Source organism: Burkholderia sp. SIMBA_051, assembly GCF_046534915.1.
GTDB lineage: Bacteria > Pseudomonadota > Gammaproteobacteria > Burkholderiales > Burkholderiaceae > Burkholderia > Burkholderia ambifaria.
The window spans coordinates 194,160-212,917 of record NZ_JAWRXS010000012.1 but is presented as its reverse complement, the minus strand read 5'-3'; the positions used below and the strand labels follow the sequence as shown (position 1 = coordinate 212,917).

The 18,758-nt window shown below is 66.3% G+C and carries 17 protein-coding genes; 9 read left to right on the top strand and 8 right to left on the bottom strand.

Annotation, left to right across the window (positions count from 1 at the left end; all coding sequences use genetic code 11):
* Nucleotides 1–10 precede the first annotated feature (10 nt).
* Nucleotides 11–2,203 carry an ATP-binding protein gene (locus SB771_RS27105; RefSeq protein WP_175661266.1) on the bottom strand — a complete coding sequence of 731 codons (2,193 nt, stop codon included), beginning with the start codon at nt 2,201–2,203 and terminating at the stop codon, nt 11–13.
* Nucleotides 2,204–2,573: 370 nt separating this feature from the next.
* Between SB771_RS27105 and SB771_RS27100 the strand changes: the two genes are divergently transcribed.
* From SB771_RS27100 to SB771_RS27085, 4 genes are all read left to right on the top strand, one after another.
* Entirely contained in the window at nt 2,574–3,500 is a 927-nt protein-coding gene (locus SB771_RS27100; protein ID WP_175661267.1) for a TauD/TfdA dioxygenase family protein, read from the top strand.
* A 46-nt stretch (nt 3,501–3,546) separates the two neighbouring features.
* The gene (locus tag SB771_RS27095) at nt 3,547–4,602 is read left to right on the top strand and encodes an ABC transporter substrate-binding protein (RefSeq protein ID WP_175661268.1); all 1,056 of its coding nucleotides are present in this window, start codon (nt 3,547–3,549) and stop codon (nt 4,600–4,602) included.
* A 124-nt stretch (nt 4,603–4,726) separates the two neighbouring features.
* Entirely contained in the window at nt 4,727–5,695 is a 969-nt protein-coding gene (locus tag SB771_RS27090) for an ABC transporter ATP-binding protein (RefSeq protein WP_244096802.1), read from the top strand.
* Complete coding sequence (locus SB771_RS27085; protein ID WP_175661270.1) at nt 5,692–6,579, top strand: ABC transporter permease; 888 nt, start codon at nt 5,692–5,694, stop codon at nt 6,577–6,579. Before SB771_RS27090 ends, SB771_RS27085 begins: the two co-directional genes overlap by 4 nt.
* 200 nt (nt 6,580–6,779) lie before the next feature.
* On the opposite strand, the gene aroE is transcribed toward SB771_RS27085, so the two are convergent.
* From aroE to SB771_RS27060, 5 genes are read right to left on the bottom strand one after another with little or no spacing between them, the layout of a single operon-like run.
* A complete protein-coding gene (gene aroE, locus SB771_RS27080) occupies nt 6,780–7,613 on the bottom strand; it encodes a shikimate dehydrogenase (protein ID WP_175661271.1) in 834 nt (277 codons plus the stop codon).
* On the bottom strand, nt 7,610–8,833 hold the full coding sequence (locus tag SB771_RS27075; RefSeq protein ID WP_175661272.1) for a CaiB/BaiF CoA transferase family protein: 1,224 nt from the start codon (nt 8,831–8,833) through the stop codon (nt 7,610–7,612). Before SB771_RS27075 ends, aroE begins: the two co-directional genes overlap by 4 nt.
* The gene (locus SB771_RS27070; RefSeq protein WP_175661273.1) at nt 8,833–9,291 is read right to left on the bottom strand and encodes a MaoC family dehydratase; all 459 of its coding nucleotides are present in this window, start codon (nt 9,289–9,291) and stop codon (nt 8,833–8,835) included. The genes SB771_RS27075 and SB771_RS27070 overlap by 1 nt, the downstream gene beginning before the upstream one ends.
* A 2-nt stretch (nt 9,292–9,293) precedes the next feature.
* Nucleotides 9,294–9,686 (bottom strand): VOC family protein, encoded by a 393-nt coding sequence (locus tag SB771_RS27065; RefSeq protein ID WP_126224814.1) that lies wholly within the window; start codon nt 9,684–9,686, stop codon nt 9,294–9,296.
* The gene (locus SB771_RS27060) at nt 9,683–10,633 is read right to left on the bottom strand and encodes a ketopantoate reductase family protein (RefSeq protein WP_175661274.1); all 951 of its coding nucleotides are present in this window, start codon (nt 10,631–10,633) and stop codon (nt 9,683–9,685) included. Before SB771_RS27060 ends, SB771_RS27065 begins: the two co-directional genes overlap by 4 nt.
* A gap of 95 nt (nt 10,634–10,728) precedes the next feature.
* Between SB771_RS27060 and SB771_RS27055 the strand changes: the two genes are divergently transcribed.
* Nucleotides 10,729–11,649 carry a LysR family transcriptional regulator gene (locus tag SB771_RS27055; protein WP_175661275.1) on the top strand — a complete coding sequence of 307 codons (921 nt, stop codon included), beginning with the start codon at nt 10,729–10,731 and terminating at the stop codon, nt 11,647–11,649.
* Between the two features lie 62 nt (nt 11,650–11,711).
* On the opposite strand, the gene SB771_RS27050 is transcribed toward SB771_RS27055, so the two are convergent.
* Both SB771_RS27050 and SB771_RS27045 read right to left on the bottom strand, forming a co-directional pair.
* Nucleotides 11,712–13,118, bottom strand: a complete 1,407-nt coding sequence (locus tag SB771_RS27050) for an MBL fold metallo-hydrolase RNA specificity domain-containing protein (protein ID WP_175661276.1) — start codon at nt 13,116–13,118, stop codon at nt 11,712–11,714.
* Between the two features lie 254 nt (nt 13,119–13,372).
* Complete coding sequence (locus tag SB771_RS27045; RefSeq protein WP_175661277.1) at nt 13,373–13,738, bottom strand: hypothetical protein; 366 nt, start codon at nt 13,736–13,738, stop codon at nt 13,373–13,375.
* A 391-nt stretch (nt 13,739–14,129) separates the two neighbouring features.
* On the opposite strand from SB771_RS27045, the gene SB771_RS27040 reads away from it, so the two are divergent.
* The 4 genes from SB771_RS27040 to SB771_RS27025 all read left to right on the top strand — a co-directional run bounded on the left by SB771_RS27040 (nt 14,130) and on the right by SB771_RS27025 (nt 18,642).
* Nucleotides 14,130–15,392: an MFS transporter gene (locus SB771_RS27040; RefSeq protein ID WP_165754564.1), complete on the top strand. Its 1,263-nt coding sequence runs from the start codon at nt 14,130–14,132 to the stop codon at nt 15,390–15,392.
* A gap of 138 nt (nt 15,393–15,530) precedes the next feature.
* On the top strand, nt 15,531–17,210 hold the full coding sequence (locus tag SB771_RS27035; protein WP_175661278.1) for a flavin-containing monooxygenase: 1,680 nt from the start codon (nt 15,531–15,533) through the stop codon (nt 17,208–17,210).
* A gap of 84 nt (nt 17,211–17,294) precedes the next feature.
* Nucleotides 17,295–17,999 (top strand): CoA transferase subunit A, encoded by a 705-nt coding sequence (locus SB771_RS27030; RefSeq protein WP_410721214.1) that lies wholly within the window; start codon nt 17,295–17,297, stop codon nt 17,997–17,999.
* Nucleotide 18,000: 1 nt separating this feature from the next.
* On the top strand, nt 18,001–18,642 hold the full coding sequence (locus tag SB771_RS27025; protein ID WP_229083561.1) for a CoA transferase subunit B: 642 nt from the start codon (nt 18,001–18,003) through the stop codon (nt 18,640–18,642).
* Nucleotides 18,643–18,758: the final 116 nt, after the last annotated feature.

The window sequence follows — 18,758 nt, the reverse complement described above, 5'->3', positions numbered from 1 at the left end:
CGGGCCGCGTTCAGCGTCCGGCTTCCGCGCCCGTGCCGTCGTGCGCATCGCCGCCCGGCCGGGGCAGCGTCATCGCGAGATGCAGCGCGGCCGGATCGACCGGCTTCACGAAATGCTGCAGGAACCCGGTGGCGAGGCAGCGCTCGCGATCCGCGCTGCGGCCATAACCGGTCAGCGCGAGGAACATGCACGTCGTCACTTCGTTGATCGCCTTCAGCCGCCGCAGCAGCTCGTAGCCGTCCATCACCGGCAGCCCGATATCGAGGATCGCGACGTCGGGGCGGTACGCGCGGTAGGCGGCCAGCGCGGTCACCGGGTCGTGCACGACGGCGACTTCATGGCCGGCGTCGCGCAGCCATTGCGCGAGCGTCGATGCGGCATCCTCGTTGTCGTCGACCAGCATCACGCGCCGGCCCGTGCTGCCCGGCGCCAACTCGCGGATGCCCGGCGGCGGCTGCGGTGCGACCACCGCCACGGCTTTCGGCCGGTATTCGGGCAGCGCGATCGTAAATGTGCTGCCGCAGCCGGGGCCGGCGCTGTCCGCGCGCACGGTGCCGCCATGCAGGTTCACGAGGCTGCGCACGAGCGCGAGGCCGATGCCGAGGCCGCCGTGCGCCTGCTTCGTTTCGCCGTCGAGCCGGTAGAACGGCTCGAAGATGCTGTCGAGGCGGTCGGGCGGAATGCCGGCGCCGTTGTCGCAGACCTCGATGATCGCGGCGCCGTCCACGCCGTGCGTCGCGCGCACGGTGATGTCGCCGCCCGGCATCGTGTATTTCGCCGCATTGGTCAGCAGGTTCGCGACGACCTGCGACAGCCGCACCGGGTCGCCGTGGCAACGCGCGTCGGGATCGGCGTCGACATGCAGGCGGTGGCGGCGCTGCTCGAGCAGCGGGCTGGCGACCTCGACCGCGCGGTCGACGATGTCCGCGAGCCGCAAGGATTCCTTCTTCAGCGTGATCTTGCCGCGCGTGATGCGCGACACGTCGAGCAGGTCGTCGATCAGCCGGACCATGTGATCGAGCTGCCGCTGGATGATCGCGATCTCGTTCGGCGTCGCCTGGCCGTCGCGGTTGCGGATCAGCTCGAGCGCGAGCGAGATCGGCGTCAGCGGATTGCGCAGCTCGTGGCCGAGCACCGCGAGAAACTGGTCCTTCGCCTGGTTCGCGTCGCGCAGTTCGCCCAGCAGCCGGTCGCGCTCGGCATTCGCGGCGACGAGCTTCTCGCGCGCGGCGACGTGCTCGGTCACCTCGACCGCGCTGACGATCACGCCGAGCCCCTCGGCGAGCGGCTGCGGATTGAAATGCAGCCGGTACACGCGGGCGGCGCCGTCCGGTTCGGGCCGGTCGTGGTGCTCGCCGATCGTCGTCGAGCAGCCTTGCTCGCGGGCGGTTTCAAGCGCCTGCACGATCGCGGGCGTATCGCCGCCGGGCAGCACCGACGTCAGCGGCTGGTCGACGATGTCGGTCCGGCCGCACAGCGCGGAGAAACGGTGATTCGCGAGCACGATCCGGTGCTCCGGGCCCGACAGCAGCGCGATCGGCAACGGCGCATGCATCAGGACGCCGTTGCGTTGCTGTTCGGCGTCCTCGCGGCGGCGGATCTCGTCGCTCAGCGCGCGCGAGCGTTGCTGGGACAGCGCCAGCGTCAGGTGCAGCTCGTTCTCGTCGTTGCGCAGCGACGCGGCGGGCAGGATGCGGCGGTGCAGCGAGCACACGTGGCGGAACATCTCCGACTGCTCGGCGCTCGGAAACGCGTCATGCGAATAGCCGCAGTAGAGCGAGAAGCGGTACCGCGCGATCAGTTCGTCCCATAACGCTTCCAGTCGCAGGGCTCCGACGTATCGGTCCTGCGCGCACAGCAGGGAGACCATTTCTCCGAATGCATGCACGGGCCGGCCGGCGCGGATCGCGGCTTCGACGATCGGGCCGATCGAGCGGCGAAAGCGCGCCGGATCGGGCAGGTCGCCGTCCATGAAGCTGTCGAGCAGCGCCTGCGCGCTCGACATGAAGATCCGGTCGCGGGCCGCGGCGCCGATTGCCGCGCCGAGCCCATCCAGGCGTTCGTGCACCGCCGCGAGCCGGTCGGCCCGCGCGATCACGATCGCGCTGCCGCCGTCGCGCAACGCATCGGCCGCGAACGACGCGACCTCCGACACGAGCTGCTCGTCGGATTCGTAGAACTGGACGAAATGATCGGCCCGCATCAGGGCCGATTCCAGCAGGGGAGAGTCAGGTGTCATAGCTCACGACCAGGCGATTGCCGGTGGCGGCCGGCGTCCCACTGCTGTCGCCGTCGCCATATCCGGGCCGATGTGAGCAAGCTGCGTGCCGCCTGCTCGGGGCAGGCCCCGCGGCCTTGCGGCACGGGCCTCGGCGCCCCGCGGGCGGTGCCGGACGCCCCCGGGTTTGTAAATTCTGGACACGCGGTGTGCAAGATGGGTGCGCGATCCGGCCGGCAGCGCACCGGCACCGATCCTTATCGCCGCGGCAGATAAACGTATCGGAATCGCTTCGTTGACGCAATCCGGCACGCGCTCGTAGATTCGCATTTTTACCGAATCAGGGGCTTGTACCGTGACGACCTCCGCCATCCGCGCCGCATCGACGTCCGCCGGCCATCGGGCCGCGTTGCCGCCGGAAGCCGGCGCGCAGCGATTCGACATCGTCCCGTTCGATGCGCCGCTCGGCGCCGAAGTCGTTGGCATCGACCTGTCGCAACCGCTCGGTGCCGCCGATTTCGCGCGCGTCCATCGCGCGCATCTCGACCACCACGTGCTGGTGTTTCGCGACCAGCGCATCACGCCGGACGAACACGTCGCGTTCAGCCGCCGCTTCGGCCCGCTGCAGATCCATGTGCTGCACCAGTTCGCGCTGGCCGCGCATCCGGAAGTGCTGATCGTGTCGAACATCGTCGAGAACGGCCGGCCGATCGGGCTCGGCGACGCCGGCCATTTCTGGCATTCCGACCTGTCGTACAAGGAAAAACCGAGCCTCGGCTCGCTGCTGCATGCGCAGGAGCTGCCGGCCGAGGGCGGCGACACGCTGTTCGCGAACATGCATCTCGCGTGGGATACGCTGCCCCCGCACCTGCGTCGCGCGGTCGAAGGGCGGCGTGCCGAGCATACGTATCTGGCGCGCTATGCCGAGTTGCAGGCGCGCAGCCCGTGGCGGCCGAACCTGTCGGCCGAGCAGATCGCGCAAGTCGAAGCGGTCGTGCATCCGGTCGTGCGCACGCATCCGGAAACGGGCCGCAAGGCGTTGTTCGTCAGCGAGCATTTCACGACGCGCATCGTCGATCTGCCCGAAGACGAAAGCCGCGCGCTGCTCGATGAACTGTTCGCGCACAGCGTGCGTGCCGAGCATCTGTATCGGCACCACTGGCGCGCGCACGACCTCGTGTTCTGGGACAACCGCTCGCTGATGCATCTCGCGGCCGGCACGCCCGACCATCTGCGCCGCAAGCTGTACCGCACGACGATCGAAGGCGACGCGCCGTTCTGAGCGTCGCGCGTCGTCGTCCCGCTGCCCCATCCTGACTGGAGTTCCGATGTCGTTTCCGCTTTCGCCGGCACTGCGCCGCACGACCCGGCTCGCGCGCCGCGCGCTGGCCGCCACGCTCACCACCGCGCTGGCGTTCGCCGCCGCCGGCACGCCGCAAGCCGCGCACGCGGAAGGCCGCATCCGCATCGCCGAGCAGTTCGGCGTCGTCTACCTGATGCTGAACGTCGTGCGCGACCAGCAACTGATCGAGAAGGAAGGGCGCAAGGCCGGCATCGACATCAAGGTCGACTGGGTGCGGCTGTCGGGCGGGGCGGCCGTGAACGACGCGCTGCTGTCGGGCGCGGTCGATATCGCCGGCGCGGGCGTCGGGCCGCTGCTGACCGTGTGGGATCGCACGCGCGGCCGGCAGAACGTGAAGGGCGTCGCGTCGCTCGGCAATTTTCCGTATTACCTCGTCAGCAGCAATCCGAACGTGAAGACGATCGCCGACCTGGGCGCGAAGGACCGCATCGCGGTGCCGGCCGTCGGCGTGTCGGTGCAGTCGCGCGTGCTGCAGTACGCGGCCGCGAAGCAGTGGGGCGACAAGCAGTTCGACAAGCTCGATCCGCTGACCCAGGCGATTCCGCATCCCGATGCGACGGCCGCGATCCTCGCGAACAGCAACGTGATCAACGGCCACTTCGGCAATCCGCCGTTCCAGGAGCAGGAACTCGCGGGCAATCCGAACGCGCATATCGTGCTGAATTCCTACGACGTGCTCGGCGGCCCGAGTTCCGCGACGGTGCTGTACGCGACCGGGAAATTCCGCGACGACAACCCGAAGACATACCGCGCGTTCGTTGCCGCGCTCGCCGACGCGGCCCGCCAGATCGCCGCCGATCCCGAGCGCGCGGCCGACACCTATATCCGCGTGAACGGGTCGAAGATCGATCGCGCTTTGCTGCTGAAGATCCTGCGCAATCCGCAGGTGCAATTCAAGACGGCTCCGCAGAACACGCTGAAGCTCGCGCAGTTCATGTATCGCACCGGTGCGATCCGCAACGAGCCGAAGTCGTGGCGCGATTACTTCTTCGACGATCCGGCGACGGCCGGCGGCAGTTGAGCGATGGTGTTGCGACGTCGCGATCGATGCTTATGCGTCGACGCGGTTTCGATATGCGCAATCGTTGGTTGGGTCGCGCGCCGCGCCGCCGTATGTTGATGCTTTCCCGCCGAGAGTTTCGATCGTGAACGCCACTTCCCCCCGAATCGGCTTGCCGCCGTATGCGGCGCGCGGCGCGGCCGCGCCGGCCGCCCATCCCGCCACCGACGCACGCGCGGCGAGCCGGGCCGCGCCGCAGGCCGCACCGGCGGGCGCGCACAGCGAGCGCCTGCTCGCGATCGATCGCGTGAGCCTCGAATACCGCAACGGTGCGCGGATCGTCCGCGCGACCCATCAGGTCAGCTTCGACGTGTACGGCAGCGACCGTTTCGTGCTGCTCGGCCCGTCGGGGTGCGGCAAGTCCACGCTGCTGAAGGCAATCGCCGGCTTCATCGAGCCCGTGTCGGGTTCGATCGCGCTCGATGGCCAGCCAGTGCACGGGCCGGGCCCCGACCGCATCGTCGTGTTCCAGGAGTTCGATCAGTTGCCGCCGTGGAAGACGGTCGTCGAGAACGTCGCGTTTCCGTTGCGCGCGGCCGCGAAGCTGTCGCGCGCCGAAGCACGCGAACGTGCGCTGCACTATCTCGACAAGGTCGGGCTCGGCGCGTTCGCCGATGCGTATCCGCATACGCTGTCGGGCGGAATGAAGCAGCGCGTCGCGATCGCGCGTGCGCTGGCGATGCAGCCGCGCGTGCTGCTGATGGACGAACCGTTCGCCGCGCTCGACGCGCTCACGCGCCGCAAGATGCAGGAAGAGCTGCTGCGCCTGTGGGACGAATTCCGCTTCACGCTGCTGTTCGTCACACATTCGATCGAGGAGGCGCTCGTCGTCGGCAACCGGATCCTGCTGCTGTCGCCGCATCCGGGCCGCGTGCGCGCGGAGCTCAACAGCCACGATTATTCGCTCGACAGCATCGGCAGCGGCGACTTCCGCGACAGCGTCGCGCGGATTCATCATCTGCTGTTCGATACCGACGTGACGAGCGGAACGCATCCCGCATCGACTACGGAGACCACGGAGACCACGGAGACCACGGAGACCACGGCATCATGAGCACGATCGATCCGGTTCTGCCGCCGCTGCCGCCCGTTCGCGCCGAATACGTGCGCACGCTCGACACGCCGCCCGACGCCGAACGTGCGGCACCCGCGCCGCTGGTGCGCCGCATCGTCGGGGCGAGCGCGTTTCGGCGCGTCGTCGTCGCGCTCGTGCTGATCGCCGCGTGGGAAATCGTCGCGCGCATCGTCGCCAACGATCTGCTCGTGCCGACCGTCGGCGCGACGCTGGCCGCGTTCGTGCAAGGCATCGCGTCGGGCGAACTGCTGGTGAAGACGGCTATCTCGATGTCGGTGCTGCTGCGCGGCTATGCGCTCGGCGTGGTGTTCGCGTTCGTGCTGACGTCGCTCGCGGTGTCGACGCGCATCGGCCGTGACGTACTGACGATGCTAACCGCGATGTTCAATCCGCTGCCGTCGATCGCGTTGCTGCCGATCGCGCTGCTGTGGTTCGGGCTCGGCACCGGCAGCCTGCTGTTCGTGCTCGTGCACGCGGTGCTGTGGCCGCTCGCGCTCAGCATGTACACGGGTTTTGCCGGTGTGCCGGCGACGCTGAAGATGGCCGGGCGCAACTACGGCCTCACCGGCGCGCGGCAGATCGCGCTGATCCTGGTGCCTGCCGCGCTGCCGTCGATCCTGTCGGGGCTGCGCGTCGGCTGGGCATTCGCGTGGCGCACGCTGATCGCGGCGGAACTGGTGTTCGGCGCGAGCGCCGGGCAGGGCGGGCTCGGCTGGTACATCTTCCAGAACCGCAACGAGCTGTACACCGACCGCGTGTTCGCGGGCCTCGCGGCGGTCATCGTGATCGGGCTGCTGGTCGAGCATCTCGTGTTCGATACGCTCGAGCGTGTGACGGTGCGCCGCTGGGGTATTCAGCACTGACCGCATCGATCGAAGCGTTGGCGCTCGCGCTATATCAGAACCAGCCCAGCCATCCGGCCGCGATCGCATGCGAGGTATGCGCTGCCGAAGCGGACATCTGCGGCGCAGGTCGATTTCTCGCGCCGCCGCGCCAGCATGAATGCCGACGAGCCGCATCGTCGATGTCGGCTCCGCGCTTCAACCGGATTTCCACCCCGCATTCAGTCCAGCGGGACCGTGAGTCGTTCGATCACGGTAGCCGTCTCCGGGCGCACGCCGCGCCACCACGCGAACGCTTCGGCGGCCTGCTCGACCAGCATGCCGACGCCGTCCGCGACGCGGCGCACGCCCGCATTGCGTGCGAGCCGGAGAAAGGGCGTCAGCCGCTTGCCGTAAGCAAGCTCGTACGCAGCCCCGGTCGGGCTGAACACGCCCGGCGGGACGGGCGGCAGATCGCCGGCAAGGCTCGCCGACGTGGCGTTCACCACCAGATCGAAACGTCCCATCGCGACGAGATCGGCATAGCCGCACGCCGCCAGCGGCCCGCGTCCGGCGACCTGCGCGGACAGTGCGCGCGCCTTGTCGACGTCGCGATTCGCGATCACCATCTCGGCCGGCCCGGCCGCGAGGAACGGCAGCAGCGCGCCGCGCGCTGCGCCCCCGGCGCCGAGCATCAGCACGCGTTTGCCGGCCATCGGCAGGCCGAGATTGATTTCGATGTCGCGCACGAGCCCGATCCCGTCGAAGTTGTCGGCGAGGATGCGTCCACCTTCGAACTTCAGCGCATTGGCCGCGCCGGCGAGCGACGCGCGCTCGCTGCGTTCGTCCGACATCGCGAACGCCTGGAGCTTGAACGGGGCGGTGATGTTGATGCCTTTGCCGCCGCTCGCGGCGAATGCCCGCACCACGCCGACGAACGCGCCTTCCGGCTCGAGCGGCCCTTCGATGGCCGAGTACTGCATGTCCTGCCGCGTCGCTTGCGCGAAGATGCCGTGGATCAGCGGAGATTTCGTGTGTCCGATCGGGTTGCCGATCACCGCGTACTGGTCAGTCATCGTTGGCTCGCTTTTGAATAGAGAACACCATCGGCCTGCATTGCGTCGATTTCGGCGGGCTCGAACCCGAGCGAACGCGCGACGTCGACGTTGTGCTGCCCGAGATCGGGCGCGATGTCGCGAATCGTCGTATCGCAATCCGAGAACCGGAACGGCAGATTCGGCAGGCGCAGCGTGCCGTAGCGCGGGTGCTCCTGCTCGACGACCATGCCGCGCGCCTGGATCTGCGGATCCGCCAGTACCTCGTCGATGCGTTGTACCTTCGCGCACGGCACGTCGATGCGATCGAGCAGGTCGAGCACCGACGCGACGGACTGGGCGGCCACCCACGGCTCGACGACCGACAGGATCTCGACACGGTGCGCGTTGCGTCCGACACTGTCGTGAAAGCGCGTGTCGGCGCCGAAGCCGGCCGGTCCGCCATGCGCTTCGATCAGGGCGGCGAAGCGCTTCCATGCGTCGTCGACCTGCGCGGCGATCACGAGATCGCCGTCCGCCGCGCGAAACACGCCGTAGAGCGTCGACGTCGGCATGTCGTGCCCGGTCTGCTCGGGCAGCACGCCTTGCAGCGTGTAGCACTGGACCGCGTATTCGTGCATGGAGACCAGCGTGTCGTACAGCGCCATGTCGATGTGCTGCCCGCGGCCGCTCTTCACGCGTCCCAACAGCGCGGCGTTGATGGCCGCGACCGCGTGAATGCCGGTGTACATGTCGCCGAGCGATATCCGCAGCAGCGGCGGCCGCTCGCCCGGTGTGCCGACCATCTGCATGATGCCGCTCTTGGCCTCGGCGATCAGCCCGAAGCCCGCGCGATGCGCATCGGGACCGGTATGTCCGTAGGCCGAGATCGAGCAATAGACGAGTGCCGGATTGCGGGCCGACAACTCCGCATAACCCAGCCCCAGCTTGTCCAGCGCGCCTGGCCGGTAGTTCTCGATGAACACGTCCGCGGAATCGCACAGCCGCTGCATGAATGCCTTGCCGCGCGCGTCCTTCATGTTCACGCTGACGCCGCGCTTGCCCATGTTGAGCTGCAGGAAATAGCCGCTTTGCTGGTCGTCGAGTACCGTCGCGTGCTGGCGGCCGGCGTCGCCGGTGCCGGGGCGTTCGACCTTGATCACTTCGGCGCCGAGCGCCGCGAGGCAGCGCCCGACATACGGGCCGGCCAGGAAATGGCTGTAGTCGACGACGCGAATACCTTCGAGAGGGCGGGCCTGCATCAGAACGCTCCCGGCCGGCGCGGCACCATCAGTCGATGCTCGCCGCGCTGGACGACCTGGCCGTCCTGGTTGATCAGCTCCGACGGCAGCACGACGATGCCCCAGCCCGGGCGGCTCTTGCTCGCCCGCATCGAGCCGACGCGGAACGTCACGTGCAGCACGTCGTTCACCTTGATCGGCAGCAGGAAGTCCCAGGTCCAGCCGAGCGACATGCCCGGCAGGAAACGGTAGTCGCTCTGCGTCTTGAGGCCGTCGGCGATCGACAGCCCGAACAGCCCGTGCGCGACGAGGCAGCCGAAGTGGCTCGCGTTCGCGTACGCCTCGTCGACGTGCACCGGCGTGTGGTCGCCGGTGAGATCGGCGTAAGAGAGGATGCGCGCCTGGGTGACCGTGTAGGTCGGACTCGTGCACGCGTCGCCCTCGCGGGCATCGTCCCAGTACTTTTCGACGATCGTCATGGTCATGCCTCCGTCCGCGGGTTGATCGCCAGCGCCTGCGCGACACAGGAGGCGGGCGTTGCCTGAATGAGCTCGACGACCAGGCCGTCCGGCAAGCGCAGCCAGTTCCGCCCCTGCGGCATGTCGGTCACGCCGTACGCTTGCGCCGCGGCCAGCGCGGCTTCCAGGTCCTCGCACATCACGCCGAGATGGCCGAGCCGGCCCTCGGGGCCGTCCCAGCCCGGCGCATGGATGAACTGCAGGCCGCCGAGCGTCCAGTACTGCCGCGGCGCATCGACGGTGCCGTCCACCTCGCGCATCGTCATGCCGAGCACGTCCTCGAAGAAGCGGATGTGCCAATGGATGTCCTTCACCCAGATGGCGACGTGCTCCAGATAAGCTTTCGTGGCGCTCATGCGACCACCTCCTTCGCTTGGCGATCGGCCATCGCCCGCTCGATGCCCTTGATGCACGCGACCAGCGTTGCGTTGACCGGCGTGGGTACGCCGTATCGCTGTCCCCAGCGCACGACCGATCCGTTGATGAAGTCGATTTCGGTCATCGTCCCTCTCTCCAGGCTTTGCAGCATCGATGTCTTGAACGCGGCTGGCAGGCCCTCCGCGGCGAGCGTCCACGCCTGCTCCGGGTCCGTCATCGACAACCTGACGCCGGCCGCCTGCGCGACCTCGATCGCCTCGGCGACGGCCGCAAGCGACGTGGACTTCAGCAGCGGCTCGCCGTAGAGCTGTCCGTAGGTCAGGCCGGTGATGCCGGTGAGCGCGCCCGTGGCGACGTTGACCAGCAGCTTGTCCCACATCGTGCCGACGATGTTGTCGCTGACGGTCGTCGCGAGGCCCGCGGCGTTGAATGCGTCGGCGATTGCCTGGACGCGCGGCGTGATGCGGCCGTCGAGTTCGCCGATGAAGGTCAGCTTGCCGGCCACGCCCGATTCGATGTGCGCGTCGCCGCGCCGCACGCCGCCGACGTAGGTTTTGCCCGCGAGCACGCGCTCGCGGCCGACGACGTCGGCGAGGATGTCCTCGTGCCCGAGGCCGTTCTGCAGCGACAGCACGAGCGTATCGGGCCCGATCAGCCCCTCCGCGCCGCGCATGGCCGCGTCGGTGTGGAACGACTTGACCAGCACGATCACCAGATCCGCCACGCCGACGTCGTCCGCCTGCGTCGTCGCACGGACGCGGACGCGCCGGGATCCGCTCGTATCGTCGACCTGAAGGCCGTCGCGGCACATCGCGCCGACGTGCGACGGCGAGCGGGCGATCAGCCAGGTCTCGTGGCCGCCTTCGGTCAGGGCGGCGCCAATCGCGCAGCCCAGCGCGCCGGCGCCCAGCATTGCAATCTTCATGGGTTTCTCCGATGTCATGCAGGGTTGACGTATCGCTGCACGATAGAAGTTGCCCGTCATGCTGACAATGCAATGACTACAATGACGTTATTGCGATGGACAATAATGCGATGATTCCGACCGATCTTCCCGACCTGAAGCTGTTGCAGCTTTTCGATCTGCTGTACGACGCGCGCAGCGTCACCCGCGTGGCCGAGCAACTCGGACAAAGCCAGCCGACCGTCAGCATCTGGCTCGGGCGCTTGCGCGAACACCTTCACGATCCGCTGTTCATTCGAACGCCCGGCGGCATGGCGCCGACGCCTCAGGCCGACGCGCTCATCGGCCCGTGCCGGGAAATCCTCGAATCGTTGCGGCGCTTCGCGGCCTGGGAGATCGCGTTCGACCCGGCGACTGCCCAGCGCCGGTTTCGCATTTGCATGACCGATGCGAGCCATGTCACGCTGCTGCCGCGGCTTCTCGCACACGTTCGCGCGCAGGCGCCGGGCGTGCGGCTGGAGGCGGCGAGGATCGACGGCAACACGGAACGGGCGCTCGAGTCGGGCGAAGCCGATCTCGCGATCGGCTATGTGCCGTGGCTCGGCGGAGGCATCTACCAGCAGAAACTGTACGACCAGGACTGGGTATGCCTGGCCAATCGCCATCATCCGAGGATTCGCGGTCGCCTCGGCGTGAAACAGTACCGGTCGGAGGGCCATGTGGCCATTACGGCCGGAACGGGCGCGCAGCTTCTCGACCAGGCGCTGATGCGGGAGCGCATCGAGCGTCAGGTCGTGCTGGGGCTGCCGGGGTTTCTGGGTTTGGGCGCGATCATCCAGAGCACGGACCTGATCACGACGCTGCCGCGCCATATCGGCGAGACGCTGGCTCAGGCCAATGACCTGACGGTGCATGCGTGTCCGATCGAGGTCGAGGGGTTCGCGGTCCGACAGCACTGGCACTCGCGATATCACCACGAAGCAGGCAATCGCTGGCTGCGCGGCGTCGTGGTTCAGTTGTTCGCGAACGGGCGGTGAGGGGGAGCGCGAGCATCTACTTCCCGTCATGCGCATCCTGCAATGCGCCGCATTGCCGTCAGTTATGACGAAAGCACCGCGGATCCATGCGCACCGCCGGATGCGACTTCATCCAGATCGACGCATTGCTTGTAAGCCGGCACCTCGCACGGCCACTGCAGGCGCTCCGCAATACGCCGCCGCAACGCGTCCGCGGCAGCCGGTTCGCCATGCGTGATGAAAGTCCGGACGGGAGCGCACTGCATCGTGCCGAGCCACGTGAGGATCTCTTCATAGTCGGCATGGGCCGAGAGCGCCGTGATCGACTCGACCTGCGCACGCAGACGGACGTACTCGCCGTGAATCTTCAGCGTCGGCTCGTGCGCGGCCAGCGCCGCGCCGCGCGTGCCGGTGGCCTGGTAGCCGACCAGCGCGATCGTGTTGCGCGCATCGGGTGCATAGCGGCTCAGGTGATGCAGCACGCGTCCGCCGGTCGCCATCCCGCTGCCGGCGATGATGACCATCGGGCCATGGTGTTCGGCGATCGCCTTCGACTGGTCGACCGAGCGGACCATCGTCGCCGCATGGCCGAGCGTATTCGCTTCGGAGACGGTCAGGCGATGTTCGAGGATATGGTGGCGATAGATCTCGGTCGCGTTCGTCGCCATCGGGCTATCCAGGAAGACCGGGACGTGCGCCATGCGGCCGGACGCCTTCAGCCGCGCGATGTAGTACAGGATTTCCTGCGTGCGGCCGACGGTGAAGCAAGGCATCACGACGACCCCGCCGCGCGCGAAGGTCTTGTCGAACATGGCGGCCAGCTCGTTCTCGGGATCCGACGCCGGGTGCAGCCGGTCGCCGTACGTCGATTCGACGACGACGTAGTCCGCATGCGCGGGCGGCCGTGGCGGCTGCATGATCGGGTCGTGATACCGGCCGAGGTCGCCGGAGAACGCGAGCACCTTGTGATCCCAGTGCATCACGACGCTCGCCGCGCCCAGGATGTGCCCGGCCGGCAGCATCCGGAACGACAGGCCGCCGCCGCCCAGCGCCGTGCATTCGTCGTATGCAACGGGCTTCAGCAGGCGCAGCGCGCGCTGCGCGTCGTCCAGCGTGTAAAGCGGCTGCGCCGGCCGATGCTTCGAATAATCGTGCCGGTTCGCGAAGTCGGCTTCCTCTTCCTGCAGCCGCGCGCTGTCGCGCAGCATGATGTCGCAGAGCTCCGCCGTGGCCGCCGTGCAGTACACCGGCCCGCGATAGCCTTCGCGCACCAGCACCGGAAGATAGCCGGAGTGATCGAGATGCGCGTGGGTGAGCACGACCGCGTCCAGCGTGCCGGGCGCGAGCGGCAGCGGCTGCCAGTTGCGCAGCCGCAGGTTCTTCGTACCCTGGAACAGACCGCAATCGACCAGCACGCGCCGGGTGCCATGCTCGACCAGGTATTTCGAGCCGGTCACGGTTTCGGTCGCGCCGAGAAAAGTCAGTTTCATGGAGCGCCTCAGCGGAGTCGACGGGACGGTAATTCGATTACAGCCCGAACGTGAGAGAGACGGTTGACCAAAATCAGGAAGTGGGGGGATTTGCCGCTGGCGCTGTGGCGCTCGTTGGGCTAGCCGGGCGGCTTGGGCTGGCACGACGGGCAGGGCAGATGCAGATTCATCTCAACGCCCATCGCGCGCTCGATGCATCAGGTGCGGTGCTGGTGTTCGCCGTTGTTGCGTGAGCGTCCCCGGATCCCGTTGACTCACTTGAACTTGCCGAAATCTGCTTCTTCTTTGACGAACTTCCCTGTCAACAGGAGCGCTCGTTCGATGTCCGCGACTATGGACGCGTTGTCGATTGAGGCGGTCACGAAGAGTCCCCAGATATCGTCGTCTATTTCATAGTAGCCGCGAGCATATTTCCAATAGCTGAAATAGTGGTCCTGAGATAAGGCGATTCCTGGATCATCAAGGCCGTCTGGATGCGGTACTTGGACAGAATGCAGAGCATCTTGCAGGATCGCAGCGACGTTGGGAAAGTCGACAGTGCGATGGTCTTCGAGTATCTCGACCAGAAGATCGCTACCGTGGTAGACGGGCCGAACCCGGAATCGAATCAGTTTTGTCATTGCCCGTTTTTCTGTTTCGACAGAGCGGCGTCGATTGTGCCACATGCGAATGTGGTCGAAGTACCGCATGCCGTCTGCATGACAGCGTCGTGTCGTATTCCGGCGCCTGAAACCCGGCTTTCGATGCGATCAATCGATTGACCGCTTCTGACTGAACGCCGACGCTCCTCCCCGGCGCTCCCGCCGAAAATCCGCGATGAACCTTTTAATTTCCCATCCGCGGACCCATGACCAGGCAGAGCGCGAACTCACTGCCATCAGCCTTTCCCTACAGTTCTGAAAGGAAATCCTGGGTTATCGGTAACTACGATAATTTCTATTGCAGATACGTCTCTACTCGCAAAACCGGCCTTCGACTACTGTAGCCGTCACGTTACTACCGAGGCCATTCATGTCCAAACTCAACATCAAACTGCTGGGTCCATGCCTGCTTGCCATTGCGATCGACGCGATGGGATTCGGGCTCGTGTACCCGATCATGGCGGCGATCTTCTCCGACCCCCAATCGGGCATCATCGGGGCCGACACGAGTCCGCACCTCCGCAATTTCTACCTCGGGCTCGGGTACGGCGTCTATCCGTTCTGCATGTTCTTCGGCTCTTCGCTGATGGGTGAGCTGTCCGACGGCTACGGTCGGCGGAAGATCCTGCTGCTGTGCGTGTTCGGCCTGGCGCTCAGCTACTTCCTGATGGCGGTCGGCGCGCTGCTGCCGAGTATCGCGCTGTTGCTGATCGGACGCGGCCTGAGCGGGCTGATGGCCGGTTGCCAGGGGATCGCGCAGGCCGCGATCACGGACATGAGCACGCCGGAAACCAAGGCGTACAACATGAGCATCATGTCGATCGCGTTCAGCGCGGGCGTCATCGTCGGCCCCGTGCTCGGCGGCGTCACGTCCGACCGCACGATCGCGCCGTTCTTCAACTACGGCACGCCGTTCCTGCTGGTCGCCGCGCTGTCGGTCGTCTGCGGGCTCTGGACGTTCTGGTCATATCGCAACGCGGTCGCGCCGACCGGTAACACGCGTGTGGACCTGCTGATGCCGCTGCGGATCATCTACCAGGCCGGCACGCACCGCCGCGTCGCGTTCCTGTCGATCGTGTTCTTCCTGATGCAGGTCGGCTACGGGCTGTATCTGCAGACGATCATGCTGGTGCTGCAGACGAAATTTCATTACACCAGCTCGCAGCTCGGCCTGTTCAGCGGCCTGATCGGCATATCTTTCGTGTTCGGGCTGATGGTGATCGTGCGGCTGATGCTGAAAATCTGGAGCGTCGTCGACATCGCGAAGACGGGCCTCTTGATCGCGGGCATCGGGCAAGTGCTGTCGGCGCTGTTTCCGCACGAAAACACACTCTGGGTGCTCGGCATGGTGGTCGGCTGCTTCGACATGGTTGCATACACCACCATGTACACCGCGTATTCGGACGCGGTGAGCGAGGACCGGCAGGGCTGGGCGCTCGGCGTCGCCGGCTCAGTGATGGCGATCGCCTGGGTCGTGACCGGCTTCCTCACCAACCTGTTGCCCGTGCTCGGCGAGCTCGGCCTGCTGATGGTCGGCGGCCTGAGTTTCGTCCTCAGCTTCGTGATGATGCTGGCGTATGGCCGAAAGTGGTCCGTGCCGATCGTGTCCGTCGGCTCGCGCGCCTACGACTGATGTGTGTTTTCCCGGTGCGCGCATCGCTGCGGCGATGCGGCCCGGGCGCCAACCGGGTTCCAGGCCGGCGCATGCTCTCCCTGTATCGAAACGGAAGTACCCGATCAATCCAGCAACACTTCATATTGAAGGACTGACATGGTGAACATCGCATCAAGTGACGAGGACGCCGCATTCGATATGGTCATCGTCGGCGCCGGCGTAGCCGGCCTGTACATGCTGCATCGGGCCAAGGAAGCCGGCCTGTCCGTACGGCTCGTCGACGCGGCCGACGGCATCGGCGGTACCTGGTTCTGGAATCGCTATCCCGGCGCACGCGTCGACATCGAGAGCTTCGAGTATTCGTACTCGTTCTCGAGCGAACTCGAACAGGAATGGCGTTGGACGGAACGCTATGCATCGCAGCCTGAACTGCTGCGCTATTTCGATCACGTCGCGCATCGCTTCGGGCTCTATGAACACATCCGGCTCGGCACGCGGATCGATGCCGCGACGTTCGACGAATCGCGCGCCCGCTGGACGCTCGTCACTCACGCCGGCGAACGACTGCACGCCCGCTACTGCGTGATGGCGACCGGCTGCCTGTCCGCGCCGAAGGTGCCGGACGTCCCTGGATACGGCAGCTTCGCCGGCGAAACCCACTTCACGTCGCGCTGGCCGGCCGGCACGGTCGACCTTGCGGGCAAGCGCATCGGCGTGATCGGCACCGGTTCGTCGGCGATTCAGTTCATCCCGGTAGCCGCGCAATCGGCCGCACACGTCACCGTGTTCCAGCGCACGCCGAACTACAGCATCCCGCTGCGCAACCGCCCAATGGACGCCGAATACGAGCAGCAAATGAAGGCGAACTACGCGGAACTGCGCCGCATGGAATGGCAATCGCCTGGCGGCTTCGTCTGTGTCGGCGGCGAACCACGTCAACCGCTGCGGATTTCCGCGCTGTCCGTCACGCCGGAAGAACGACTGCGCGAATACGAAGCGCGCTGGGCCGCGGGCGGGCTGTGTTTCTACACGTCGTATAACGATCTGCTGACGAACAAGGAGGCGAACGACACGCTCACGGCGTTCGTTCGCGCGAAGATCCGGGAGAAGATCGACGATCCCGTGCTGGCCGACAAGCTCACGCCGAGCGGCCATCCGATCCTGACGAAGCGCCTGTGCGCCGACAGTGGCTATTTCGAAACCTTCAATCGCGACAACGTGTCGCTGATCGACCTGAAGGAAACGCCGATCGAGTCGATCACCCGCAACGGCATCGTCGCGGGCGGCCGCGAGATCGAGCTCGACATGATCGTGTTCGCAACCGGCTTCGATGCGGTGACGGGCGCGCTGCTGAACGTGGACATTCGCGGGCGTCACGGCGAATCGCTGCGCAGCGCGTGGAAGAGCGGTCCGCACACGTATCTGGGGCTCATGAGTGCGGCGTTCCCCAACCTCTTCAACATCGCGGGCCCCGGCAGCACCGCCTCGCTGAGCAGCGCGGTGCCGTGCGACGAGCACCAGGTCGACCTCGTGATGAAGCTGATCGAGCGCGCCAAGCACCACGATGCGGCTACCGTCGAGCCGACTCGCGCGGCGCAGGAAGCGTGGACGGCACGCATCCAGGCGATCGCCGAGAAGACGCTGATCCATCAGAGCAACTCCTGGTACGTCGGCGCAAACGTGCCGGGCAAGCCGCGTGCCGTCCTGCTCGATCTCGAGGGATTCGATTCCTATATCGCTGTATGCGACGGCATCATCGAACGCGATTACGAAGGCTTCCTGTTCAACCGAGCAACCGCAGATCATTCCCTTCCCGAAAGTGTGGCCGAAGTCTGACCGCGCGACGTCCTCCCTCTGAATCGGTTTTCTCCCCACCGGAGATTCGCGCCTGACGGGCGCGAATCTCAATAAGGATTACGTATGAGCAAACTTTATTCGAGCGCCGCTTCAGCGCTCCGGGACATCGTGCGCGACGGCCAGACCTTCGCGATCGGCGGCTTCGGCCTGTGCGGGATTCCCGAGGCGCTGATCGCGGCACTGCGCGATTCGGCCGTCAAGGGCATCACCTGCATCAGCAACAACGCGGGCGTCGACGGCTTCGGTCTCGGCCTGCTGCTGGAAACGCGCCAGATCAAGAAGATGATCTCGTCGTACGTCGGCGAGAACAAGGAGTTCGAGCGCCAGTACCTGGCCGGCGAACTCGAGCTCGAATTCACGCCGCAGGGCACGCTCGCCGAGAAGCTGCGCGCGGGCGGTGCCGGCATTCCCGCCTTCTTCACGAACACCGGCTACGGCACCGTGATCGCCGAAGGCAAGGAAACGCGCCAGTTCGGCGATCGCCACTACGTGCTCGAGCCGTCGCTGACGGCCGACGTCGCGCTCGTGAAGGCGTGGAAGGCCGACAAGTCCGGCAACCTGATCTATCGCCGCACCGCGCGCAACTTCAACCCGATGTGCGCGATGGCCGGCAGGATCACCGTCGTGGAAGTCGAGGAGATCGTCGAGAACGGCACGCTCGATCCGGACCAGGTCCACACGCCGGGCATCTTCGTGCAGCGCATCGTGCTGAATGCGACACCCGAGAAACGCATCGAACAACGCGTCGTACGCGCGAAAGGAGACTGACATGGCCTGGAATCGTGACCAGATGGCCGCGCGCGCGGCGAAGGAACTGCAGGACGGCTTCTACGTGAACCTCGGCATCGGCCTGCCGACGCTCGTCGCGAACCACGTGCCGGAAGGCGTCGAGGTGTGGCTGCAGTCGGAGAACGGCCTGCTCGGCATCGGCCCGTCGCCGACCGAGGACGAAGTCGATGCGGATCTCATCAACGCCGGCAAGCAGACCGTCACGACGCTGCCGGGCTCGTCGATCTTCTCGTCGGCCGATTCGTTCGCGATGATTCGCGGCGGCCACATCAACCTCGCGATCCTCGGCGCGATGCAGGTCAGCAAGACGGGCGACCTCGCGAACTGGATGATCCCGGGCAAGATGATCAAGGGCATGGGCGGCGCGATGGATCTCGTCGCGGGCGTGAAGCGCGTCGTCGTGCTGATGGAGCACGTCGCGAAGGGCGACCAGCACAAGATTCTCGACGAATGCAACCTGCCGCTGACGGGTGTCGGCGTGGTCGACCTGATCATCACAGATCTCGGTGTGATCGAAGTGACGCCGCACGGCCTGAAGGTGCTCGAACTCGCCGACGGCGTGAGCGTCGGCGAGATCAAGGCGAAGACCAGCGCGCCGCTCGATGTAAGCGCCGTGTCCTGAAACACCGGCGAAGAACGGCAATGCATCACGCCGTTTCGTCGCTTTCAATTTGCGTTCGTTGTTTCGCTGTACTTACTGCATCACCTTTATCACCAGGAAATTGAGTTCGATGTCGT